General features: G+C 66.7%; 25 protein-coding genes. 14 read left to right on the plus strand and 11 right to left on the minus strand.

All coding sequences use genetic code 11. The features are described from left to right. Positions 1–30: 30 nt before the first annotated feature. The 8 genes from ACAM52_RS16425 to ahpC all read right to left on the minus strand — a co-directional run bounded on the left by ACAM52_RS16425 (position 31) and on the right by ahpC (position 8,894). The gene (locus tag ACAM52_RS16425) at positions 31–831 is read right to left on the minus strand and encodes a heme ABC transporter ATP-binding protein (RefSeq protein WP_369647649.1); all 801 of its coding nucleotides are present in this window, start codon (positions 829–831) and stop codon (positions 31–33) included. Then, on the minus strand, positions 828–1,865 hold the full coding sequence (locus tag ACAM52_RS16430; protein WP_369647650.1) for a FecCD family ABC transporter permease: 1,038 nt from the start codon (positions 1,863–1,865) through the stop codon (positions 828–830). The genes ACAM52_RS16425 and ACAM52_RS16430 overlap by 4 nt, the downstream gene beginning before the upstream one ends. Further along, positions 1,862–2,770 carry a hemin ABC transporter substrate-binding protein gene (locus ACAM52_RS16435; RefSeq protein WP_369647651.1) on the minus strand — a complete coding sequence of 303 codons (909 nt, stop codon included), beginning with the start codon at positions 2,768–2,770 and terminating at the stop codon, positions 1,862–1,864. The genes ACAM52_RS16430 and ACAM52_RS16435 overlap by 4 nt, the downstream gene beginning before the upstream one ends. 33 nt (positions 2,771–2,803) lie before the next feature. Then, the gene (locus ACAM52_RS16440) at positions 2,804–3,190 is read right to left on the minus strand and encodes a VOC family protein (RefSeq protein WP_369647652.1); all 387 of its coding nucleotides are present in this window, start codon (positions 3,188–3,190) and stop codon (positions 2,804–2,806) included. Further along, complete coding sequence (locus ACAM52_RS16445) at positions 3,187–4,272, minus strand: hemin-degrading factor (protein WP_369647653.1); 1,086 nt, start codon at positions 4,270–4,272, stop codon at positions 3,187–3,189. Before ACAM52_RS16445 ends, ACAM52_RS16440 begins: the two co-directional genes overlap by 4 nt. 37 nt (positions 4,273–4,309) lie before the next feature. After that, positions 4,310–6,526: a TonB-dependent hemoglobin/transferrin/lactoferrin family receptor gene (locus ACAM52_RS16450; protein WP_369647654.1), complete on the minus strand. Its 2,217-nt coding sequence runs from the start codon at positions 6,524–6,526 to the stop codon at positions 4,310–4,312. 159 nt (positions 6,527–6,685) lie between these two features. Beyond that, the gene (ahpF, locus tag ACAM52_RS16455; RefSeq protein WP_062473035.1) at positions 6,686–8,242 is read right to left on the minus strand and encodes an alkyl hydroperoxide reductase subunit F; all 1,557 of its coding nucleotides are present in this window, start codon (positions 8,240–8,242) and stop codon (positions 6,686–6,688) included. Between the two features lie 88 nt (positions 8,243–8,330). Next, positions 8,331–8,894 carry an alkyl hydroperoxide reductase subunit C gene (gene ahpC, locus ACAM52_RS16460; RefSeq protein ID WP_070059611.1) on the minus strand — a complete coding sequence of 188 codons (564 nt, stop codon included), beginning with the start codon at positions 8,892–8,894 and terminating at the stop codon, positions 8,331–8,333. A gap of 259 nt (positions 8,895–9,153) precedes the next feature. On the opposite strand from ahpC, the gene bfr reads away from it, so the two are divergent. The 6 genes from bfr (at position 9,154) to ACAM52_RS16490 (ending at position 14,245) form a co-directional block, all read left to right on the plus strand. Further along, positions 9,154–9,630: a bacterioferritin gene (gene bfr, locus ACAM52_RS16465; protein WP_062473038.1), complete on the plus strand. Its 477-nt coding sequence runs from the start codon at positions 9,154–9,156 to the stop codon at positions 9,628–9,630. A gap of 131 nt (positions 9,631–9,761) precedes the next feature. Then, entirely contained in the window at positions 9,762–10,409 is a 648-nt protein-coding gene (locus ACAM52_RS16470) for a PepSY-associated TM helix domain-containing protein (protein ID WP_369647655.1), read from the plus strand. A 98-nt stretch (positions 10,410–10,507) separates the two neighbouring features. Continuing rightward, a complete protein-coding gene (locus ACAM52_RS16475; RefSeq protein ID WP_369647744.1) occupies positions 10,508–11,008 on the plus strand; it encodes a DUF2271 domain-containing protein in 501 nt (166 codons plus the stop codon). 41 nt (positions 11,009–11,049) lie between these two features. Beyond that, complete coding sequence (locus tag ACAM52_RS16480; RefSeq protein ID WP_369647656.1) at positions 11,050–11,859, plus strand: DUF4198 domain-containing protein; 810 nt, start codon at positions 11,050–11,052, stop codon at positions 11,857–11,859. Positions 11,860–11,873: 14 nt separating this feature from the next. Further along, on the plus strand, positions 11,874–12,884 hold the full coding sequence (locus ACAM52_RS16485; protein WP_369647657.1) for an FAD:protein FMN transferase: 1,011 nt from the start codon (positions 11,874–11,876) through the stop codon (positions 12,882–12,884). Beyond that, positions 12,881–14,245 carry a sulfite reductase subunit alpha gene (locus tag ACAM52_RS16490; protein ID WP_369632178.1) on the plus strand — a complete coding sequence of 455 codons (1,365 nt, stop codon included), beginning with the start codon at positions 12,881–12,883 and terminating at the stop codon, positions 14,243–14,245. The genes ACAM52_RS16485 and ACAM52_RS16490 overlap by 4 nt, the downstream gene beginning before the upstream one ends. Positions 14,246–14,263: 18 nt before the next feature. Here the strand turns inward: ACAM52_RS16490 and ACAM52_RS16495 are convergent, their stop codons facing one another. Beyond that, on the minus strand, positions 14,264–14,485 hold the full coding sequence (locus ACAM52_RS16495) for a hypothetical protein (protein WP_159272569.1): 222 nt from the start codon (positions 14,483–14,485) through the stop codon (positions 14,264–14,266). Between ACAM52_RS16495 and ACAM52_RS16500 the strand changes: the two genes are divergently transcribed. The 7 genes from ACAM52_RS16500 to hemP all read left to right on the plus strand — a co-directional run bounded on the left by ACAM52_RS16500 (position 14,484) and on the right by hemP (position 20,306). Then, positions 14,484–16,865, plus strand: a complete 2,382-nt coding sequence (locus tag ACAM52_RS16500) for a catecholate siderophore receptor Fiu (RefSeq protein ID WP_369647658.1) — start codon at positions 14,484–14,486, stop codon at positions 16,863–16,865. The two genes, ACAM52_RS16495 and ACAM52_RS16500, sit on opposite strands and share 2 nt — an antisense overlap. Positions 16,866–16,968: 103 nt before the next feature. Further along, positions 16,969–17,649, plus strand: a complete 681-nt coding sequence (locus ACAM52_RS16505; RefSeq protein WP_070059743.1) for a Fe2+-dependent dioxygenase — start codon at positions 16,969–16,971, stop codon at positions 17,647–17,649. Positions 17,650–17,760: 111 nt separating this feature from the next. Next, positions 17,761–18,033, plus strand: coding sequence for a bacterioferritin-associated ferredoxin (locus ACAM52_RS16510; RefSeq protein ID WP_062473051.1), 273 nt, complete (start codon positions 17,761–17,763; stop codon positions 18,031–18,033). A 101-nt stretch (positions 18,034–18,134) separates the two neighbouring features. After that, on the plus strand, positions 18,135–18,827 hold the full coding sequence (locus tag ACAM52_RS16515) for an energy transducer TonB (protein WP_167395099.1): 693 nt from the start codon (positions 18,135–18,137) through the stop codon (positions 18,825–18,827). A 22-nt stretch (positions 18,828–18,849) separates the two neighbouring features. After that, positions 18,850–19,566: a MotA/TolQ/ExbB proton channel family protein gene (locus tag ACAM52_RS16520; protein WP_062479023.1), complete on the plus strand. Its 717-nt coding sequence runs from the start codon at positions 18,850–18,852 to the stop codon at positions 19,564–19,566. A gap of 8 nt (positions 19,567–19,574) precedes the next feature. Beyond that, complete coding sequence (locus ACAM52_RS16525; protein WP_062479026.1) at positions 19,575–19,988, plus strand: biopolymer transporter ExbD; 414 nt, start codon at positions 19,575–19,577, stop codon at positions 19,986–19,988. Between the two features lie 105 nt (positions 19,989–20,093). Next, on the plus strand, positions 20,094–20,306 hold the full coding sequence (gene hemP / locus ACAM52_RS16530) for a hemin uptake protein HemP (protein ID WP_062479029.1): 213 nt from the start codon (positions 20,094–20,096) through the stop codon (positions 20,304–20,306). A 184-nt stretch (positions 20,307–20,490) separates the two neighbouring features. On the opposite strand, the gene ACAM52_RS16535 is transcribed toward hemP, so the two are convergent. Further along, positions 20,491–20,898: a heme-binding protein gene (locus ACAM52_RS16535; RefSeq protein ID WP_056583078.1), complete on the minus strand. Its 408-nt coding sequence runs from the start codon at positions 20,896–20,898 to the stop codon at positions 20,491–20,493. Between the two features lie 171 nt (positions 20,899–21,069). Here ACAM52_RS16535 and ACAM52_RS16540 point away from each other — a divergent pair, with 171 nt between their 5' ends. Continuing rightward, positions 21,070–21,771, plus strand: a complete 702-nt coding sequence (locus tag ACAM52_RS16540) for a Bax inhibitor-1/YccA family protein (protein WP_062479032.1) — start codon at positions 21,070–21,072, stop codon at positions 21,769–21,771. Between the two features lie 46 nt (positions 21,772–21,817). On the opposite strand, the gene rlmD is transcribed toward ACAM52_RS16540, so the two are convergent. Then, positions 21,818–23,254, minus strand: a complete 1,437-nt coding sequence (gene rlmD, locus ACAM52_RS16545; RefSeq protein ID WP_369647659.1) for a 23S rRNA (uracil(1939)-C(5))-methyltransferase RlmD — start codon at positions 23,252–23,254, stop codon at positions 21,818–21,820. Positions 23,255–23,303 lie beyond the last annotated feature (49 nt).

Genomic DNA, 23,303 nt, shown 5'->3' on the forward strand with positions numbered 1-23,303 from the left:
TTCAGTAGCAAGCACCACTCGCCCGCCGGGCTATCCGAACAGATACTGCGTGACGCCGTCCGCGCCAGTCACCGGCTGGCAGGGCATGCGCCACACGGCCTCGATCAGCGCAGGCTGCAGCACCTCGGCGGTCGCCCCCTGGCGCAGGCTGCCGGGCGCACCCAGCACCACAACCTCATCGGCATAGCGCCGCGCCAGGTTCAGGTCGTGCAGCACGGCCACCACGCCCACGCCCCGCGCCGCCCAGGCGCGCAGCAGGCGCATCGCCGAATGCTGGTGCGCGAGGTCGAGCGCGGCGGTCGGCTCGTCGAGCAGCAGCCAGCGGCTCGCGCCATCGGGGCGCGGATGCCAGAGCTGGGCCAGCGCCCGCGCCAGGTGGACCCGCGCCTTCTCGCCGCCCGACAGCGTGTTGAGGATGCGTGGCGCCAGCGCCGTGACGTCGGTCAGGGCCATCGCCTCGGCCATGATCGCGTCCTCGTCGCGGGTCGGCGCGCGGCGGTGCGGGTAGCGGCCGAGCGCGACGATGTCCTGCGCCGTGAAGTCGAAGGCGACCGCGCTTTCCTGCGGCATCAGGGCCCGGCGCAATGCCAGCGTGGGCATGCCGTGGTCTGACAGTGGCCGGCCGTCGAGCATCGCCCTGCCCTGCGTCGGCTCGCGCTGGCCGGCCAGCACCGACAGCAGCGTCGACTTGCCGGCGCCGTTCGGGCCGAGGATCGCAGTCACGCGGCCCGGCGCCAGTTCGACCGATGCATTCGCCAACAACGTCTTCGCGCCGATGCGCACCTCGACAGCGGCGCACGCCAGCGCCCCGTATCCCTTCGCCGCCGTCATATGCGCCCCCTGAAATGCCGCAGCATCACGAGGAACATCGGCACGCCGATGAAAGCCGTGAGCACACCCAGCGGCAACTCGGCCGGTGCCATCACCGTGCGCGCCACCGTGTCGGCCGCGAGCACCAGCGCCGCGCCCAGCAGCGCCGAGGCCGGCAGCACGATGCGGTGATCGGGCCCGGCCACCATGCGCACCCAGTGCGGCGCGATCAGGCCGATGAAACCGATGATCCCGGTCGTGGCCGTCACCGCACCCACCGCCACCGCCGTGATGACCACGGCGCGCCGCTTGGTGCGCTCCACGTCCACGCCCAGCAGCGCCGCCTGCGCCTCGCCGAGCGCGATGGCGTTCAGGGGCGAAGCGAGCGACGCCGCGGCCCAGCACGAGAGCAACACCGCCACCCCCACCAGGATGACCGCGCTCCAGCGCGCGCCGCCCAGGCTGCCCAGCAGCCAGAACTGCAGGCTGCGCAGTTGCTCGTCGGTCGCCATCACGCTCAGCAGGCCGAGGCCGGCACCGGCCAGCGCATTGATCGCAATGCCCGCCAGCAGCATCAGCGCCATGCGCGTGCCGCCTTCGCTGCGCGACAGACCGTAGATCAGCAAGGTCACGACGAAGCCACCGCCGAAAGCCATGAGCACCAGCGTCCAGCTGCCGAGCGTGCGCGGCAGCATCGGCCAGAACGAGGCGCCCAGCACGATGGTGATGCCGGCCGCCAGCGCCGCGCCGCTGCTGATGCCGATCAGCCCCGGGTCGGCCAGCGGATTGCGGAACAGCCCCTGCATCAGCGTGCCCGCCATGCCGAGCCCCGCGCCCGCCGCCACACCGAGGACGAGGCGCGGCAAGCGGATGTTGAGGAACACGAGATGCTCGGGCGACTGGCTGCCTGCGCCCTGCCCCAGCGAGGTCAACACATTCCAGAGCTGCGAAAGACTGATGGCATAGGCCCCCGACACCGCCCCCACCGCGAAGGCCGCAACGAGCAGCACCGCGCTGCCGCAGAGCACGGCACGCGCCCCCAAGCGCTGGCTCATGCGAGCGCGGCCCGGAACTTGTCGTGCAGTTCGCCGATGGCGGCCGGCAGGCGCGGGCCAAAGCCCAGCAGCAGCAAGGCGTCCTGCGTGATGAGCGCGCGCTTCTTGTAAGCCGGCGTCAGCGCCAGTTCGGGCCGCTCCCAGAACTTGTCGACGCCGCCGTGCGCCTCGATGCTCTGCGTGCTCGTGAGGATGATGTCGGGCGCCGCGCTGGCCATGGCCTCGGCCGTCATCGGCCGGTAGCCGTGGAAGCCGCCCAGCGCGTTCACGCCACCCGCAAAGCCGATCACCGCATGCGCCGCGGTCTTCTCGCCGGACACCTGCGGACTCGCACTGTGCGACAGCACGAACAGCACCTTCGGCTTGCGCCCCTTCGCGCCGCCGATGCGCTGCAGCACCTGTGCCCATTCGGCATCGAGCCGGGCCTGCAGTTCGCGCGCCTGCACCTCCTTGGCAGCTGCGCGGCCCACGGCCTGCACCTTGCGCTGCACCTCGCCCCAGCTGTGGTCGGCCTCGATGATCTCGACCTTCACGCCGGCCGTGCGGATCTGGTCGAGCACGACGGTCGGGCCCGACTCGTTGGTCGCGATGATCGCGTCAGGCTTCAGCGAGAGCAGCCCTTCGGCCGACAGCTGGCGCATGTAGCCCACCTTGGGCGTGGCGCGCGCCGCAGCGGGGAACAGGCTGGTCGTGTCGGTGCCGACCAGCTGGCCTTCGGCGCCGAGCGCATAGACCACCTCGGTGATCGCGCCGCTGACCGTCACCAGCCGCGGGAGGCGCTTGCTGTCCTGTGCGAACGCGGGCCACGCGCCCGCGCCGAGCGCCGCAGCAGACAGCAGGCGCAGCGCATCACGGCGACGCGGCACGGAAGAAGAAAGAAAAGAGAGATCTCGTTGTTCAGTCATGGGATCACGGACAGCGAAAGAGAAAGATGCGCGTCAGCCGCGCCGGGGAATGTTGTGTGCGATGCGCCAGAGCACGCCGGTCGGGTCGGTCAGCGTGAAATCGACCATGCCCCACGGGCGCTCGGCGGGCGGCGTGGTCTGCACTGCGTAGCGTTCGGTCAGCCGCTGCGCCTGCACGCGGTCCCACCAGGCCAGCGCGTCATCGACGAGCAGATGCATCATGAAATTCTCTGCATGGGTCTGGACGTAGAAGTCCTGCAGCAGGAAGCTGCTCTCGCCACAGAAGAAGTAAGCAATGCCGTCCTCGTTCGAGGCCAGCGTGAAGCCCAGGTCCTGGTAGAAGGCAATGGAGAGCGCGAAGGCCTTCGCCGGCACGAAGGCCTTGATCTCGACCACGCCCGGAAAGGTGTCGGCACTCATCGCGCTGGCGCTTCCGAGGTGGCCAGGCGCGAGAGCTTGGCCACGATCTGGCGCCACTCCGCGCGCTCGGGCACGCCCGGCTTGCGCGCACCGAAGAACATCGCCATCAGCTCGCCCTCGCCATCGAAGGCCTCGACCGAGGTCACGATGCCGTCGCTGGTCGGCTTCTGGACGATCCACACGCTCGCGATGCGGTCTTCGCGCAGGTGCAGGTTGAACCCGGGATCGAGCACGTTGAGCCACTGCATGCCATGCATCTCCATCGGCTCGATGCGCACGACCGGCCCCGAGTGGATCTGGATGCAGCCGGGGCTGCCGACGAACACCATGATCGGCGTGCCGTCGAACGAAGCCTCGAGCAGCAGCTCGCGCACCGCGCCGGTCTCGGCCCGCTGCGTGAACTCGCCTTCGGTGAGGCGAAAGCTCTGCTGGCGCTCCACGTCGAACTTGTTCAGCAGGCCGAAGAACTCGTGCGTGTCCTGCATGCCGCGCCAGGCATCGGCCAGCGCGACCGCATCGATGGCACTGTCGTCGCGCGGCGCCGCCTTCTTCTCGGCGGGCACGAACTGCACCGGTGCGTGGGGCGCGGCGGTGTAGGTGTCGATGACCGACTGGAACGCATCGCGATCGGTCGCGTCGCGCACGAAGATCTTGTGCACCGCCACGCCCTGCGGATTGAAGAACTGCAGGCTCAGCGACGGCGGCACCCCGGCATTGGCCGCCGCCTCGCTGACCGCGAACCCCGCATGCCAGCGGCTGAAGAACAGGCGCAGGTCGATGGCCTCGCCCAATGCGAGACCCATGGCGTCGCTGCCGGACACCTTCTCGTAGACGCCGGTCTTCTCGTGCACCGTGGTCTCGTTGCGCGTGAGCGCCAGCACGGGGCCGCACAGCTCCAAGGCTTGCAGCAGCTCGACCCACGGGCCCTTCAGCCGCGTGGCGCGCAGCGCCTTGTCGTGCGCGCCGGTGTGCGCCGCGATGGCGGCGCCTTCACTCAGGCCCATGGCCGCGGCCGCGTCCTTGTGGCGCATGCCCTTGGCGCGCAGTTCGGCGAAACGGGTGCGGATGTCTTCGGCATTCATCGGGTGTCCTTTGTTTGGAGAGAAGTGGCGGTGCGGCTCAGAAGTCCGCCACGAGCGAGACGTTGAAGCTGCGGCCCGGCTGGGTGTAGGCGTCGCGGATGGCCGAGGTGGTCGTCACGCCGCGCACATCGCTCCACATCCAGTAGCGCTTGTTGGTGAGGTTGGTCACCGACGCGTTCAGGCGCAGGTCCTTGCGGATGCGCCACTGCGCGCTGATGTCCAGCGTGGTGGCCGCCGGCGTGCGGAACTGCAGGCCCGTGGTCACTTCGCTGCGATCGACGTCTTCCCACTCCTTGGCGCCATGATGAACCGCATCGAGGCGCACGCTCCAGGCCGGCGCCTGGTACTTGAGTCCGGCGCTGAACTTCTGCGGATCGATCGAGTTGAGCGGCCGGTTGTTGGTGCGGTCGCGGCCCTGCGTGCGGCCGTAGGCGAAGGGCACGGAGAAGCCGTTGCCGTTCTCGGTGAAATCGAGCTCGCCCTTGATCTCGAAGCCGCTGATGCGCGCGCGTCCGACGTTGACGGTCTGGTAGATCAGCGGGTCGATGCGCGGAATGCCGCGCCCGCCCACGAGCCTGTCGTTCTCGATGAGGTCCTTGTAGTCGCCGGTGAAGGCGGCCACGTCGAAGCTCAGGAGGCCGGTGCGACCGCGCACGCCCAGCTCGATGTTCTGGCTCTTCTCGGGCTTGAGGTTCGGGTTCGGGATCGTCTTGTAGCCCGAGATCACGTTCTCGAAGAAGTTGTTCACCTGGAACGCGTTGGGCGCCTTGAAACCCGAGGCGTAGTTGCCATACACGCTGAACTGCGACGTGGCGCGGAACAGCACGCCCAGCTTGGGCGACACGGCCGAGCCCGACAGCGACACGGCCTGCGCGTTGAAGCCCGCCTGCTTCGCGTCGAGCGAGAAGCGGTCGAAACGGATGCCGGGCGTGATGCTCCAGCGGTCGTGAATGAACTCGTCCTGCACATAGAAGGCGGTCGAGGTTTCGCGCGTGTCGGGGAAGCGCTTGAGCGGGTAGCTCTCGCCGGCTGGCGGCACGAGGCCGGTCTGCAGGTTCTCGACATTGGTGCGCGTGTAGTCCAGGCCGTAGGTGATCTTCTGGGCCCAGCTGCCCATGCGGATCGTCTTGTCGGCCTGCAGGCCGAACTGCCAGGTGTTCTCGTCGTAGGTGACGTCGCGCGTGCGGTCGGCCGCGGTGAAGCGGTCTTCGTGGATGTACTCGCGCGAGCCGGCCTTCTGGTAGCTCACGACGGCGAGCAGGTTGTCGGCCACCACGCTGTTCAGGCGCAGCCGGCCTTCGTAGGTGAGGCGGTCGCGGTCGAGGTCGGTCTTGGCATTGAGGCCGATCACCGAGGTGGACGCATACGGCGGCTTGGCCACGCCCGACAGCAGGTTGTAGCGGCTGCTCTTCTCGACGTGTTCGAAGGTGAAGGCGTGGCGCTGGTCGGCGTTGGGCGTGAGGATGGCCTTGGCCAGCAGCGAGCGGGTCTGGTCGCGCTGCGGGTTGGGCGTGGTGCGGTCGAGGTTGGGCACGTTGAGCGAGCCCCGGTTCTCGAGTTCGCTGGCACGCCCGAGGTTGGCGGACACGAGCCACTCGAGCACGTCGTTCGCCTTGCCCGCGAGCGTGACGCCGCCGCGCACGCCGTTGTCTTCGCCGCTGTAGCCGATGTTGGCGCTGCCGCCGAAGGTCTTGCCCTCGCGCAGGAAGGACGAGGGCTCGCGGGTGATGAAGTTGACCAGCCCGGCCAGGCCGTCCGAGCCGTACAGCGCCGAGGCCGGGCCCTTGATGATCTCGATGCGCTCGACGAGGCTGATGTCGAAGTAGTCGCGCCCGAACGCATTGGCGCTGAACACGTAGCTGCGCGGCGTGCGGATGCCGTCGGTCAGCAGCAGCACGCGGTTACCGTCGAGGCCGCGGATGTTGAAGCCCGCGTTGCTGTCGCGCCCGGTGTTGCCCTGCGCCAACCCGAAGCGCGCCGGCGAACGCTTGACCGACACGTTGGGCAGGTCGCGTACGGCATCGCGGATGTCGTGGATCTGCTTGCTCTCGATGTCCTGGCGGTTGATGACCTCGATGCTCAGCGGCAGGTCGTCCCTGGCCTGCTCCGAGCGCGATCCGCTCACCACCACTTCGCCGAGCGCCGCGAGTTGCTGGGACCACGCAGGCGCGGCGGCCATGCCGAAGGCCGAGGCGATCAGCCAGGGCAGCAGCGCGGGTCGATGGGAAGACGGTCGAGGGAAATGAGCGGCCACGAAAAAGGTCCAGAAAACAGTTGAAGAACTGCTTGCTGGACCTTGAGGCGCAAAGGCTTGCGCGAGTGACCTGGCTGGCAATGAGGGGCAGCGGTGTGCCCGTGTTTTTATTGTATGAGAATAATTCTCATCTTCACAACTTCAGCACTTAAGACTTACTCACGCAGGGGCCGTCGTGCGGATCAGGTGGTCGAACGCACCGAGCGCCGCCTTCGCGCCGTCGCCGGCCGCGATGATGATCTGCTTGAACGGCACCGTGGTGACGTCACCCGCCGCGAACACGCCGGGCACCGAGGTCTGGCCGCGCGCGTCGACAACGATCTCGCCGTGCTTCGTCAGCTCGACCGTGCCCTTGAGCCAGTCGGTGTTGGGCACCAGGCCGATCTGGATGAACACGCCTTCGAGCTCGACCTTCTTCAACTCGCCCGATGCGCGGTCCTTGTAGACCAGCCCGTTGACCTTCTGGTCGCCGGTGATCTCGGTGGTCTGCGCGTTGGTGAAGATGTCGACGTTCTTCAGGCTCTTGAGCTTGCGCTGCAGCACGGCGTCGGCGCGCAGTTGCGTGTCGAACTCGATCAGCGTCACGTGGCCGACGATGCCGGCCAGGTCGATCGCCGCCTCGACGCCCGAGTTGCCACCGCCGATCACCGCGACGCGCTTGCCCTTGAACAGCGGGCCGTCGCAGTGCGGGCAGTAGGCCACGCCCTTGTTCTTGAACTCGTGCTCGCCCGGCACGTTGATGTTGCGCCAGCGGGCACCGGTCGAGATGATGACGGTCTTGCTCTTGAGCGACGCGCCGCTTTCGAGCTGCACCTCGATCAGGTCCTTGCCCGGCACCAGGGCCTTGGCGCGCTGCAGGTTCATGATGTCGACATCGTAGTCGCGCACATGCTCTTCGAGTGCGTGGGCGAACTTCGGTCCTTCGGTTTCCTTGATCGAGATGAAGTTCTCGATGCCCAGCGTGTCGAGCACCTGGCCGCCGAAGCGCTCCGAGGCGACACCCGTGCGGATGCCCTTGCGCGCGGCGTACACGGCGGCTGCGGCGCCGGCGGGGCCACCGCCGACGATCAGCACGTCGAAGGCGTCCTTGGCGGCGATCTTGGCGGCTTCGCGCTCGACGCCGCTGGTGTCGATCTTGGCGAGGATTTCTTCCAGGCTCATGCGACCCTGGCCGAACTCGGTGCCGTTCAGGAACACAGTCGGCACGGCCATGATCTGGCGTTCCTTGACTTCGTCCTGGAAGGTGCCGCCCTCGATCATCGTGGTGCGGATGCGCGGGTTCTGGATAGCCATCAGGTTCAGCGCCTGGACCACGTCGGGGCAGTTGTGGCAGGTGAGCGAGACATAGATCTCGAACTCGAAATCACCGTCGAGCGCCTTGATCTGGTCGAGCACGGCCTGCTCGACCTTGGGCGGGTAGCCGCCGATCTGCAGCAGCGCAAGGATCAGCGACGTGAATTCATGGCCCATCGGCAGGCCGGCAAAGCGCGGGCCGTGGTTTTCGCTCGGGCGGTTGACCGAGAACGAGGGCTTGCGGTGGTTGTCGTCGCGGCTTTCGGTCAGCGTGACCAGCGGCGAGACTTCGGCAACGTCCTTCAGCAGCGACAGCATTTCGCCCGAAGCCTTGCTGTCGTCGAGCGAGGCAACAATCTCGATCGGCTGCGTGGCGCGTTCGAGGTAACTCTTCAATTGGGCTTTGGTGCTGGCGTCAAGCATGGCGGACTCTCTTTCGATAACTGGAAACTATCAACTGGGGACAAAAAAACCCGGGGCCTCGTGAGCGCCCGGGCTTTGCGCGGGGCGCTTAGATCTTGCCGACGAGGTCGAACGACGGAGCGATGGTCTTGTCGCCGTCATTCCACTTGGCCGGGCAGACTTCGTTCGGGTGCTCGGCGGTGTAGACCGCTGCCTTGAGCTTGCGCAGGGTTTCCTTGACGTCGCGGGCGATTTCGTTGGAGTGCACTTCGGCGGTCTTGATGACACCGTCGGGGTTGATCACGAAAGTGCCGCGCAGTGCCAGGCCTTCTTCGGGGATGTGCACGCCGAACGCGTTGGTCAGCGTGTGGGTCGGGTCGCCCACCAGGGGGAACTTGGCCTTGCCGACGGCCGGCGACGTGTCGTGCCAGACCTTGTGCGAGAAGTGCGTGTCGGTGGTCACGATGTAGACCTCGGCACCCAGCTTCTGGAACTCGGGGTAGTGGTCGGCCGCGTCTTCGACTTCGGTCGGGCAGTTGAAGGTGAAGGCCGCCGGCATGAAGATCAGCACAGACCACTTGCCCTTGAGCGTCTCGTCGGACACATCGATGAACTTGCCGTTGAGGTAAGCCTGGGTCTTGAAGGGTTGGACTGCGGTGTTGATCAGGGACATGTGATTCCTTGGATGCTGCGGTTGGAAAAATAAGCGTGAGCCATGAGTATAACTACCAATATATCGTTTTTGATAGATATCAACTATTGAAAGTATTGGAACCCGCTATGTTTGCCATCGCCTCGCGCATCGCCTTGCGCCAGGTCAATACGAACGTGTATCACCATCACACGCATGCAGACCGGCGCAGCATGGGTTTGCTTGCAAGCGTGTGTTCGCCCCTCCGACAATCACCGCTTTCAGAACAAGGAAAATAATCATGAAGGGCGACCCCAAAGTCATCGAACACCTGCAGGCGCAGCTCAAGAACGAGCTGACCGCGATCAACCAGTACTTCCTCCACTACCGCATGCTCAAGCACTGGGGCCTGGACAAGCTGGCAAAGAAGGAATACGAGGAATCCATCGGCGAGATGAAGCACGCCGACAAGCTCATGGACCGCATCTTCATGCTCGACGGCCTGCCCAACCTGCAGGACCTGGGCAAGCTGAACATCGGCGAAGACGTGCCCGAGCTGCTGCGCTGCGACCTCGGCGCCGAAACCGGCGCGCAGGCGACCATCAAGGACGGCATCGCGCATTGCGAATCGGTGCGCGACTATGTCTCGCGCGACCTGCTGCAAGAGATCCTGGACGACACCGAGGAGCACATCGACTTCCTGGAGACGCAGATCGACCTGATCGACCGCGTCGGCCTGCAGAACTACCTGCAGTTGCAAGTGGGCGAGCTCGAGTAAGCACAACGCAACGCTGTCACGGCATTGCAAACAAACGGGGCTTCGGCCCCGTTTTTTATTGCTCTTTACTTAACTTCATAACCACTGAATAGCAGTCATTCTCATTCGCGCGACTACAATTCGCGTTTTCGATGACTGCCCCCGCCCGTTCCGACAACCGCCGCCGCGCCTATTGGCTCAAGACCCTCCACGAGTGGCATTGGGTCAGTTCCGCCATCTGTCTCGTCGGGATGATCCTGTTCAGCGTCACGGGCTTCACGCTCAATCACGCGGGCCAGATCGAGGCCAAGCCGGTCGTCACCACGCACAACGGCACGGTCGACGACGCCTTGCGCGCCCGCCTCGAACAGCAGCTGCCGGCCGCCAAGGCTCAGCAAGGCAAGGCCCCGCTGCCCGCCGAACTGCAAGCCTGGCTGCGCAAGCAATGGGACATCGACACCGCCGGCCGCGAGGCCGAGTGGTCCGACGACGAAATCTACCTCTCGCTCCCCCGCCCCGGCGGCGACGCCTGGCTGCGCCTGAGCCTGCCCGAGGGCGAGATCGAATACGAGCGCACCGACCGCGGCTGGCTCTCCTACTTCAACGACCTGCACAAGGGCCGCAACACCGGCACGGCCTGGAGCTGGTTCATCGACATCTTCGCGGCCGCCACGCTGGTCTTCTCGGTCACCGGGCTGTTCATTCTCAAGATGCATGCGGGCAACCGCCCCTTCACCTGGCCCATGGTGGGCATGGGGCTGGTGGTGCCGGTGCTGCTCGCGTTGCTGTTCATTCACTGACCGATCCGATCGACGGGTCGGCCCGTGCGTCATCTTTGCTGATTCAGGAAGAAAGAGGTTTTCCCGTGCACCTTCGCTACTCGCTCGCACCGATCGCCATGTCGGCGCTGTTCGCGGCCCCGGCCATTGCCGCCGGCCTGTCGGTCAACATCGAGATTCCCCGGCTCAACGTGTCGGAGTACCACCGCCCCTACGTGGCGACCTGGATCGAACGCGCCGACAGCACGATGGCCGGCACGCTGGCCGTCTGGTACGACGTGCGCACCAAGACCAACAACCCCGAGGGCGAAGGTACCAAGTGGCTCAAGGACATGCGCCAGTGGTGGCGCCGCGGTGGCCGTGAACTGGCGGTGCCGGTCGATGGCGTCACCGGCGCCTCCAAGCCCGCCGGCAAGCACCAGCTGAGCTTCACCGAGGGCTCGGGCGCCATGCCCAAGCTCGCTCCCGGCGCCTACAAGCTGGTGGTGGAAGCCGCCCGTGAAGTCGGCGGCCGCGAGGTCGTGACCATCCCGTTCCAGTGGCCGCCCACCGCCGCCGCGCAACCGGTTGCTGCCGGCAAGGAAGAGCTCGGCGAAGTCAAGCTCGAACTCAAGCCCTGACTTCCGACCGATCCGCCCCCTCTCTCATTCCAAGGACCACCATGACCCGCTTCACCCTGCGCGCCGCCGGCCTCGCCCTCGCCCTGTCCGCCGTTGCTTCCGTGACCCAGGCGCACAACGCCTGGCTTCTGCCCTCGACCACCGTGCTGTCGAAGGCCGACACCGTGAGCGTCGACGCCGCCGTGTCGAACGACCTGTTCGTTGCCAACCATGCGCCGCTGCGCCTGGACGGCCTGCAGATCACCGCCCCCGACGGCAGCACGGTCAAGCCGGAATCCGAGGCCAAGCTCAAGCTGCGCAACGTGTTCGACGTGAACGTCGCGCAGCCGGGCACCTACCGCATCGCGGTGGTCAACAACGGCGCGTTCGCCGCCTGGAAGGACAAGGCCACGGGCCAGAACAAGCGCGCCCGCGGCACGGCCGAAACCATCGCCAAGGAAATCCCGGCCGATGCGCAGGAAGTGACCATCACCCAATCGGCCGGCCGCATCGAGACCTTCGTGACCGTCGGCAAGCCCTCGGCGCTCAAGCCCATCGGCCAGGGCCTGGAGCTGATCGCCGCCGGCAGCCCGACCGACCTCGCCAAGGGCGAGAAGGCTACCTTCACGCTGCACCTGGACGGCAAGCCCGCCAAGGACCTCGAAGTGACCGTGACCGCCGGCAACACGCAGTACCGCGACAAGCTCGAAGAGATCAAGCTCAAGACCGACGACAAGGGCCAGTTCAGCGTGACCTGGCCGGCCGCCGGCATGTACTGGCTCGACGCCAGCACCAAGGACAGCAAGACCACCGTGCCCCAAGCCAAGGAACGCCGCCTGAGCTACGCGGCCACCCTGGAAGTGATGCCCTGACCCTGCGTTTTTCCTTGGGCCTTTCCTTCAGCACCTGGCGCGCGGGCGGCTACGCCAACGCGGCCGTTCCCCGTCCCGCCGATCCCGCCAGCCTCCAGCAGCTCGGCGGACAGACGATGGGCACGACCTGGTCACTGCGCTTCGACAACCCGCGGATGCTGCCGCTCGCACAGGTGCGCGAGGCGGTCGAGGCCGCGCTCGCGCGCGTGATCGACCAGATGAGCCACTGGGAGCCCGACTCCCTCATCAGCCGCTTCAACGCCGCGCCCGCCGGCTCGCGCCATGCGCTGCCAGCCGAATTCGCACAGGTGATGCAGTGCGCCCTCACGTGGGCGCAGGCCAGCGGCGGCGCGATCGATCCGACGGTCGGTGCGCTGGTGGCGCGCTGGGGCTTCGGCCCCGCAGCATCACAGGACAACGCCCTGCCCTCACCCGGCGCGCTGGCCGCACTCCACTCGAACGTCGGCTGGCAACGGCTGACCTTCGATGAGGTCAACCACACGCTGCTGCAACCCGGCGGCGTGCAGCTCGACATGTCGGGCATCGCCAAGGGCTTCGCAGTCGACCATGGCGTCGACGCGTTGCGCGCGCTCGGTTTCACCGACCTGCTGTTCGAAATCGGCGGCGAGTTGCGCGGCATCGGCCGGCGACCCGGCGGCGCGCCGTGGCAGGTGCAGGTCGACACCGAGCTGCCGACCCCGCAACGCATCGCCCTGGCCGACATGGCCGTGGCCACCTCGGGCGACCGCTGGCATCGGCGCGCCATCGAAGGCCGCAGCTGGTCGCACACCATCGATCCGCGCGACGGCGAGCCCGTGGCGCATGCGCTGGCCAGCGTCACCGTGCTGCACCCGCAGTGCATGCAGGCGGATGCGCTCGCCACCGTGCTGACGGTGCTCGGCCCCGACGAGGGCCTGGCCTTCGCGCAGCAGCGCGACATCGCGGCCCTGTTCATCGCCCGCGCCGACGACGGATCGATCTCCGAGCGCGCTACGCCCGCGTGGCAGGCGCAGGCGGGCGCATGACCGAGACCCTGTGGCGTGCGCTGGGCGCCAGCGCGACGGTCACGGCCTATGCCGCGCTGTGCCTGGGCATCTACGCACGCCAGCGACGGCTGCAGGCCACGGCCGCACGCGAAGCCGCGGCACTGTCAGCCGGTGACGGCGAGCAAACGTCGCCCACCCTCGTGCTGTTCGCCAGCCAGACCGGCCAGGCGGAAACCATCGCGTGGCAGACCGCGCGGCGGCTGCGCGCGGCGGGCACCGCCGTGCGCGTGATGGCCCTCAACGCCCTCGACAGCGCCACGCTGGCCTCGGCCCGCCGCGCCCTCTTCGTGGCCAGCACCTACGGCGAAGGCGATGCGCCCGACGGCGCCAGCGTGTTCGCCGAGCGCGTGATGGGCGCGCCGCTGGCGCTGCCATCGCTGCGCTACGCCGTGCTGGCGCTGGGAGACCGCCAGTACACCCACTTCTGCGGCTTCGGCCGCGCGCTCGATGCGTGGCTCCACACGGCCGGCGCCGTGCGCGACTTCGCCCCCATCGAGGTCGACAACAGCGACCCCGCCGCGCTCGCCGATTGGCACGCCCGCTGGGGCGATGCGCCGGAGGGCGGCGACGACGCCCCGGCGAGCTTTGCGCCCTGGAAGCTCACGCGGCGCGAACTGCTCAACGCCGGCAGCACGGGCGGCCCGGTCTTCCATCTCGGCCTCACGCCGCAAGCCGGCGCCCTGCCGCACTGGGCGTCGGGCGACCTGGTGCAGGTCGCCGTCGCGAGCGATCCGGCGCGGCCGCGCGACTACTCGATCGCCTCCCTGCCCGCCGACGGCGAGCTGCAACTGCTCGTGCGGCAGGAGCAGCATCCCGACGGCTCGATGGGCGCCGCGTCGGGCCTGCTCACCTCGACGCTCTCGGTCGGCGACTCCGTGGCGCTGCGCCTGCGGCCGCACCGCGGCTTCCGGCTGGAGGGCAACGAGAACCGTCCGCTGATCCTGATCGGCAACGGCACCGGACTGGCCGGCCTGCGCGCCCACCTGCGCGCACGCGCCACCGCTGGCCGAAAAGACAACTGGCTGGTGTTCGGCGAGCGCCAGTCCGCCCACGACTTCCTCTGCCGCCAGGAAATCGAGGCCTGGCAGGCCGACGGCACGCTCGCCCGGCTCGACATGGTGTTCTCGCGCGACCAAACCGAGCGCTTCTACGTGCAGCACCGCCTGCTGCAGGTGGCCGACACGCTGCAGGCCTGGCTGCGCGACGGCGCCGCCGTTTATGTCTGCGGCAGCCTGCAGGGCATGGCATCGGGCGTGGACGCGGCGCTGCGGCAGATCGCCGGCGACGACCTCTGGGCCGAGCTGTCGGCCAGCGGACGCTACCGCCGCGACGTCTATTGAACGGCCCGCGCGGCCTCGTCAGTTGCGCGCCGGCAACGGAGCGAGCGAAACTTTCTGGTTAAAAGCGGCCAGTTGAGCACCTTGGTATTGAGAAGCAATATCATTTGCATCGATTTGCAAAAACCCTTCGCAAATCAGCTCACCCAGCCAGTCTTGCCGCCCTTTTTCTCCCCGAGAGTGCGCCGCCCGGACCCAGCCAGTCGAGCTCTGCCCGCCCGCCCTTTCTGGAGAAAACAACATGGCCTATATCAAGAGCCGCAAACACGCCGTCGCACGCGCCGTTCCTCACCTTTCGGGTGCCGCCGCAGCCACGCTGCTGGCCATCGCAGCCCCCGCCGCCTTTGCCCAGACCGGGCGGGCACTGCCTGAAGTCCGCGTGCAGGATTCGAGCGCCGCCGACTACAAGACCGACACCTCGGCCAACCCGAAGTTCACGGCCCCGCTGGTGAACACGCCGCAGACCATCCAGGTGATCAAGGAACAGATCATTCGCGAGCAGGGCGCGACCACGCTCACCGAAGCGCTGCGCAATACCGCCGGCGTCGGCACCTTCTTCCTGGGCGAGAACGGCAACACGAACACCGGCGACGCCGTGTTCATGCGCGGCTTCGACAGCTCCAGCAGCATCTTCGTGGACGGCATCCGCGACCTGGGCTCGGTCTCGCGCGACATGTTCAACATCGAGCAGGTCGAAGTCGTGAAGGGCCCGTCGGGCACCGACGTGGGCCGCACCTCGCCCACCGGCTACATCAACCTCGTCACCAAGAAGCCGAAGCTCGAAGACAGCTTCCTGGGCTCGCTCGGTTTCGGCAGCGCCGACTACAAGCGCGGCAGCATCGACTGGAACAAGTCGCTCAGCAGCGCCAACGGCATCGGCGCCGCCTTCCGCCTGAATGCAGCGATGGAAGACTCGGGCGTGCCCGGCCGCGACTTCGTCAAGAACAAGCGCACGGCCATTGCACCGTCGATCGCACTCGGCCTGAATTCGCCCACGCGCTTCTACTTCGACTACCTGCACGTCGACCAGGACAACGTGCCCGATGGCGGCGTGCCGACCATCGGCCTGCCCAGCTACTCGAACCCCGATCCGGTCGCCCTCGGTGCACGTCGCCGCAGCTTCCTGAACTACGCGGCACCGGTCGATCCGAAGAACTTCTACGGCACCGCCTACGACTTCAACAAGGTGACGGCCGACATGTTCACCGCGCGCGTGGAGCACGACTTCACGCCCGACATCACGCTGCGCAACACGACCCGCTACGGCAAGACGAAGCAGGACTACATGCTGACGGCGTTCATGCTCGGCGGCCTGGGCACCAACGGCAACCCGCCGCCCTCGGGCAACACCGCGTTCCTCAGTACGCCGATCCCGGGCCTGCCGTCCACCTGGACGACCACGCGCAACCTGCCGACCAACAAGAACCAGGAAAACACGATCTTCGTCAACCAGACGAACGTGACCGCCAAGTTCAACACCGGCAGCCTGAGCCACTCGCTCAGCGCGGGCGTCGAGCTGATCCGTGAAGAGCAGTCGAGCCTGGGCTACTTCAGCCCCGGCGCCACGTTCAACGGCAAGGTCGTGCAGAACGGCGCATGGCCCGTGGCCAACCTGTACGCGCCGAACCCGTACGTGAACGGCTACAACCGCATGCTCAGCGGCGCCGACAGCAAGGGCGTGACCAACACGGTCGGCCTGTACGCCTTCGACACGATCAAGCTCAACGAGCAATGGCAGATCACCGGCGGCCTGCGCTTCGATCACTACAGCACCTCGTTCCAGAGCGCGGCGCTGTCGACCGCAACGACCAACCCCGGCCTGCCGGTCGGCACGCTGGTGCCCTCGTCGCTCAAGCTCTCCGACAACCTGTTCACCGGCAAGATCGGCGTGGTCTACAAGCCCGCGAAGAACGGCAGCATCTACGCGGCCTACGGCACCTCGGCCCAGCCCCCGGGCGGCGCGAACTTCTCGCTGTCGGCCGCCGGCACGGGCAACAGCGCGGCGCGCACCGACTTCCTGCCGCAAAAGGCCAAGACCTTCGAAGTGGGCACGAAGTGGGACGTGCTGGACGACAAGCTGTCGCTGACCGGCGCGGTCTATCGCACCGACGTGACCAACGAAGTCGTGCAGGACCCGACCAACACCGCGCTGTACTACCAGAGCGGCAAGAAGCGCGTGCAGGGCATCGAGCTGGGCGTGGCGGGCACCATCACCGAACGCTGGGGCATGAGCGCCGGCTTCACGACGATGGACACCAAGGTGCAAAGCGGCCCCAACGTCACGGCCGACGGCACCAACGTGCTGACCTACACGCCGAAGAACTCGTTCACGGCCTGGACCACCTACCAGTTCCCGTTCGGCCTGACGGTCGGCGGCGGCGCGCGCTACAACGGCAAGCTGCACCGCGGCACCGACGGCGCGGTGGGCACGCCGGCCTACATCGACTCCTACTGGGTGTTCGATGCCATGGCGTCGTACCGCATCAACAAGAACGTCGACATCCAGCTGAACATCGCCAATGTGTTCGACAAGCAGTACGCGGCTGCCATCAACAAGAGCGGCTACCGCTACACGCCGGGCATCCCGCGCTCGGCCAAGATCACCGCGAACTTCGCGTTCTGATCCCGACGACCGCGTCTCCTCCGTGCCGGCCCTTGCGGCAGGCGCGGTGCGACACTCGAGCCCCGGCCTGCGCCGGGGCTTTTTTCTTGTGGAGTTCACCGAAATGATGCTGCATGTGCCCGACGTGCTGAGCCCGGACCAGGTGCGCGAGATGCGCGCCGCGCTCGATGCCACCCATTGGGTCGACGGCCGCGAAACCGTGGGAGACCAAGGCGCGCAGGTGAAGCGCAACCGCCAGTTGCCGGAGTCTTCGCCGGTCTCGCGCGAACTCGGCGCGACCATCCTGGCCGCGCTCTCGCGCCACGCGCTGTTCTTCTCGGCCGCGCTGCCCGCGCGTTTCGTGCCGCCGCTGTTCAACCGCTACGAGGGCGGCGAGCACTACGGCGTGCATGTCGACGGCTCGGTGCGTGCGGTGCCGGGCAGCAGCCAGCAGCTGCGCACCGACCTGTCGTGCACCCTCTTCCTGAGCGATCCGGAGGATTACGACGGCGGCGAGCTGGAAGTGATCGACACCTACGGCTCCCACGAGGTCAAGCTGCCGGCCGGCGACCTCATCCTTTACCCGGCGAGCAGCCTGCATCGCGTGCACCCGGTCACGCGCGGGGCGCGGGTGTGCTCCTTCTTCTGGCTGCAGAGCATGGTGCGCAGCGATGCCCAGCGCGGCATGCTGTTCGAACTCGACCAGACCATCCAGAAACTGCGCGCCCGCCTGGGCGAATGCGAGGAAACCGTGGCGCTCACCGGCCACTATCACAACCTGCTGCGCCTCTGGGCCGAGGTGTAACACCGGCTTGCAAACTCCGACTGCATGTCAGTCATAGTGATTGCAAATGCGATGGATTCTTATTTATAATGAGTCACATCCAACAGCCAGCCAACTGCCGCTTTCACCGCCATGATCGTTTGCGTCTGCCGCCGAGTCTCTGACCGTGAAATCGCACGTCATGTGCGCGCGGGCATGACTTTCGACGAAGTCCAGTTCGAACTCGGCGTGGCCACCCAGTGTGGCCAGTGTGAAGGTTGTGCCCGCGACATCGTGGCGCAGTGCAGTGTCTCTCACCCGGTCGCCGCCTTGAACTGCGAATCGGCGCCGAGAGCGATCCAGCTTGCCAACTCCATCAAGGAAAGCAAAGCATGGAACTCGTCTCGGCTCTCGGCGGCAGCCTGATCCTCGTCGCCGGCTCTGTCTGGTGGATTTTTCGCAAGTAGCGTCTCTGTAGCGGTTTTGCTGCAATCGGGGCACGATTTGTAGTGCCCGCATTCGAATGGTTGATCGTGTCTGACCGCTTTGCCCCCCCTCCCTCCTTTCTTGGCCTGTCGCGCACTGTCGTCATTGCCGGCGGCGTGATCCTGTTTCACGGCGCCGCGCTGTGGGCGCTGCAAAGCGGCCTGCTGCGCCGGGCCGCCGAAGTGGTGATTCCCGTCGAGATCCTGAGCCAGTTCGTCGAACCGCCGAAACCCAAGGCCGATCCGCCGCCCCCACCGCCTCCGCCACCGCAACCCAAGGTGAGCAAGGCCCCGCCGCCGCCGCGTCCGCAGGCCATCCGCGAACCCAAGCCGACGCCCGCGCCGAACGCGACCTCGGGCACCACCGAGCCGCCGCCCCCGCCTGCGCCACCGGCACCGCCCGCGCCGCCAGCCCCTCCCGCACCGCCGCCGTCGCCCCCGGCGCCGCCCGCTGTGCAACTGCCGTCGAGCAATGCCGACTACCTGCAGAACCCGAAGGCGGTCTATCCCGCCATGAGCAAGCGGCTCGGCGAGCAGGGCAAGGTGATCGTGCGCGTGCTCGTGGGCGCCGACGGCCTGCCCAAGAGCGCCGAGGTCAAGAAGTCCAGCGGCTTCGACCGCCTCGACGAGGCCGCCGTCGAATACATCATGAAATGCCGGTTCGTGCCCGGCAAGGTCAACGGCGTGGTGCAGGCCATGTCTTACGACGCCCCCGTCAACTACGTCCTGAACTAATTTTTCTCTGGAGCAACTTCGTATGGATTCCCAATTTGGCTTGATGAACGTCTGGAATCAGGGCGACTTCGTCACCAAGGCTGTCGCGGTTCTGTTGATCGGCATGTCCCTCGCATCGTGGATCGTGATCATCGTGAAGGCGCTCGACGTCATCAAATACAAGCGCCTGGCCAAGCACTCGCAGGACTTCTGGCACAGCGAAGACTTCGCCACCGCCCTGAACAAGCTGGGCACCGACGACAGCAACCCCTTCCGCGCCCTGGCACTCGAAGGCCGCGAAGCCGCCGCCCACCACCGCAACACCAAGGCGCACCTGCATGACGCGCTCGACGTGAGCGACTGGATCACGCGCGCCCTGCGCAACGGCATCGACGCCTTCACGGCGCGCCTGCAGACCGGCCTGGCCATCCTCGCTTCGGTGGGTTCGACGGCGCCGTTCATCGGCCTGTTCGGCACCGTCTGGGGCATCTACCACGCGCTGATGAGCATCGGCTCGGCCGGCCAGGCGACCATCGACAAGGTGGCCGGCCCGATCGGCGAAGCGCTGATCATGACGGCCCTGGGCCTGGCGGTCGCCATCCCCGCCGTGCTGGGCTACAACGCCCTGGTGCGCGGCAACAAGTTCGTGCTGACCAAGCTCAACAGCTTCGCCCACGACCTGCACGCCTACTTCGTGACCGGCGCCCGCGTGCAAAGCGGCAGCGGCGAAGCCGTCGTGGTTCCGCTCAAGAAGGGCTGAGCAGCATCATGGCTTTCGGAACGCAAGACGAACCCGATGAGGTGATGAACGAGATCAACATGACGCCGCTGGTCGACGTCATGCTGGTGCTCCTGATCATCTTCATCATCACCGTGCCGGTCATGAAGCATGCGGTCAACATCGACCTGCCCCGCGCCAGCAGCGAACCTGAGCAGCCCAAGCCGCAGAACATCCTGTTCAGCGTCACGGCCGACGGCGCCTACTACTGGAACGAACAGAAGATCGACGACAGCGAGTTACCGAACCGCCTGGCCGCTGAAGCGGCCAAGGAGCCGCAGCCCGAGCTGCACATCCGCGGCGACAAGGCCGTGCGCTACGAGCGCGTGGCCAAGGCCATGGCCGAGGCACGCGAAGCCGGCGTGCGCAAGATCGGCTTCATCACCGAGCCCGACACGAAGTGATCTGAACGGGTGAATGACGGATCGAAAAAAAGTTGATCGCGACGATTGACTTTATATTGAGAATCATTATCATTCACTCATCGCTTCCATAAAAGGGAACTCCAGATGCCAGCCACCCCGAATGCCTTTTCTGTCCTGAACCACCCTTCGCTCGACCAATCGGGTGGCGGTCATGCATCGATCCAGGCAGCGCGTCCGGCGCCGATGGTCGAAAGCACGGAGCTTCTGAAGGGAAGCAAGACCGTGGGCATCATGCACAACGGCTCGCTCTACCGGCTTCAGGCCACCAAACTCGGCAAGCTGATCCTGACCAAGTAGGTCGTTCACCCCGCCCCTCGCGCAAGTTTCATCGTGGGGCGACTCGAGGAGATTCATCTCCGAAGGGTCGTTTTTTGCTAGCCAACGGTTCGCCGACTAGCCAAGCTTTTTTTCACGCTGAAGCCCCGAAAAAAGAAAACGCCGACCATCAGGTCGGCGTTTTGCTTTGGGCGAATGAAACGGCTTACAGGCCGAGCGCGGCGATGCCGGCCTTGGCGATCTGCGCATCTTCGTTCGACTTCACGCCGCTCACGCCCACAGCGCCGATGACGTGGCCGTCCTTCACGATCGGCACGCCGCCTTCGAGCAGGCCTTCCACCAAGGGCGCCGTCAGGAACGCGGTGCGGCCGCCGTTGATGATGTCTTCATAGACCTTGCTCTCGCGGCGGCCCATGGCGGCGGTGTGTGCCTTGGCCGGAGCGATGTGCGAGGACAGCGCGGCGGCGCCGTCCAGGCGCTGCAGCCAGAGCAGGTTGCCGGCGTCGTCGGAGATGGCGATGGTCACGGCCCAGTTGTTCTTCAGGGCCTCGGCTTCCGCTGCAGCGGCGATGGCCTTGACGTCGGCGAGTTCGAGGAATGATTTGGTCTTCATGGATAGGCTCAGGTTGCGTCGAAACCCGACAGCATAACGGCGGGGCGCCGCAGCGTCCCACGGGGGCTTAAGAACAACGGGCATACGGTCTTTGCAAGGCCCCCTCTTGCAGCCCCCTAGAATGCGCCCAACTGCGTGTCATTGCATGCAGCAACCTCAGGAGCTTCGGCCATGAACGACCGTGTGACCACCCTCGACACTTCCACCGGCTACGGCCAGACACTGCCGCAGGCCGAACGCCAGCGCGTGCTGCGCAATACCTACTGGCTGCTGGCGCTGAGCCTGCTGCCCACCGTGCTGGGCGCCTGGATCGGCGTGAGCACCGGCATCACCCGCTCGCTCACCGGCGGGCTCGGCCTGATCGTCTTCCTGGGCGGCGCCTTCGGCTTCATGTTCGCGATCGAGAAGACCAAGAACTCCGCCGCCGGCGTGCCGGTGCTGCTGGGCTTCACCTTCTTCATGGGCCTGATGCTGTCGCGCCTGCTCGCGATGGTGCTGGGCTTCAAGAACGGCCCCGAGCTGATCATGACGGCCTTCGGCGGCACCGCCGGCGTGTTCTTCGTGATGGCCTCGCTGGCCACGGTCATCAAGCGCGACCTGTCGGGCATGGGCAAGTTCCTGTTCGTCGGCGCCCTGGTGCTGATGCTCGGCGCCGTCATCAACGTCTTCGTGGGCTCGAGCACCGGCATGCTGGTGATCTCGGTGGCGGCCATCGGCATCTTCTCGGCCTACATGCTCTATGACCTGAAGCAGATCATGGACGGCGGCGAAACCAACTACATCAGCGCCACGCTGGCCCTGTACCTGGACATGTTCAACGTGTTCCAGAGCCTGCTGGCCCTGCTGGGCATCTTCGGCGGCGAGCGCGACTGAGCGGCTTCCTCCACCCCCAAGAAAAAAGGCCCCGAGGGGCCTTTTTTCATTCCAGCTCGAAGACCGCGATCGACTCGACGTGCGCCGTGTGCGGGAACATGTTCACCACCCCCGCGAAGGTGCAGCGGTAGCCCGCCTGGTGCACCAGCAGGCCGGCGTCGCGTGCCAGCGTCGACGGGTTGCAGCTCACGTAGACGATGCGCTTGGGCGGCGTCCAGCCACCGGTGCGCAATTCAGGCTGCTGGTGCAGGTCGGCCATGGCCTTGGCCAGCGCGAAGGCGCCTTCGCGCGGCGGGTCGACCAGCCACTTGTCGGCGCTGCCGTCGGCCACCAGCATCTCGGGCGTCATGTCGAACAGGTTGCGCGCCACGAACCGGGTGGTCGACAGCGCACGCCGCTCGGGCGTTGCAGGCTGGTTTCTCTGGAAGTTGTCGGTGGCGCGTGCCACCAGCGTGTCGCTGCCCTCGATGCCGAGCACTTCGCGCGCCTGGCTCGCCAGCGGCAGCGTGAAGTTGCCCAGGCCGCAGAACCAGTCGATCACGCGCTCCTCGGGCTGCACGTCGAGCAGGCGCAGCGCCTTGCCGACCAGCGCGCGGTTGATGTGCGGGTTGACCTGGGTGAAATCGGTGGGCTTGAACGGCATCGTCACGCCGAACGCGGGCAGGCGGTAGGCCAGCGGCGTGCCGCCCTCTTCCAGCAGCTTCACGGTGTCCGGGCCCTTGGCCTGCAGCCACCATTGAACGCCCTCGTTCTCGGCCGCGAACGCCTTGAGCCGCCCGATGTCGGCGCCCGACAGCGGCTCCAGGTGACGCAGCACCAGGGCGATGGTGCCCAGCGCGGTGGAGTCCGGCGCGTCGCCGCAGGCCAGCTCGATCTGCGGGCAGGTGTCGCGTGCATCCATGGAACCGATCAGCGCGCGCAGCGGCATCAGCATGGCGCTGACCTGCTTGGGCAGCACGGGGCAGACCTGCATGTCGGCCAGGTAGCGGCTCTTGCGCTCGTGGAAGCCGATCAGCACCGTGCCCTTCTTGACCACGTGGCGCACCGACAGGCGCGCACGGTAGCGGTAGTGCCAGGCCGGGCCTTCGAGCGGGCGCAGCAGGTTCTCGGGCTTGACCTTGCCCAGGTGCCAGAGGTTGTCTTCGAGCGCACGCTGCTTCACGGCCACCTGGGCGGCGGCGTCCAGGTGCTGCATCTTGCAGCCGCCGCACGCGCCCGTGTGCAGGCCGAAGTGCGGGCAGCCGGGGCGCACGCGCTGCGAGGACTCGCGGCGGATCTGCGTGACCGTGCCCTGCTCCCAGTTGTTCTTGCGGCGGTGGACGTTGAACTGCACTTCCTCGAAGGGCAATGCGCCTTCGATGAACACGACCATGCCGTCGGACTTGTGGGAGACGCCTTGCGCGTCCAGGTCGAGCGACTCGACCTGAAGCCATTCATCGGCGGGGTTCGCGGGGACTTTCTTTTCTTCGATGGATTCCGTCATCCCCCGATTGTCTCAGCGTGGCCGGGGTGGTCCCGGCGCGACGGGTTAC

Source organism: Variovorax sp. V118, assembly GCF_041154445.1.
Taxonomy (GTDB): Bacteria; Pseudomonadota; Gammaproteobacteria; order Burkholderiales; family Burkholderiaceae_C; genus Variovorax; species Variovorax boronicumulans.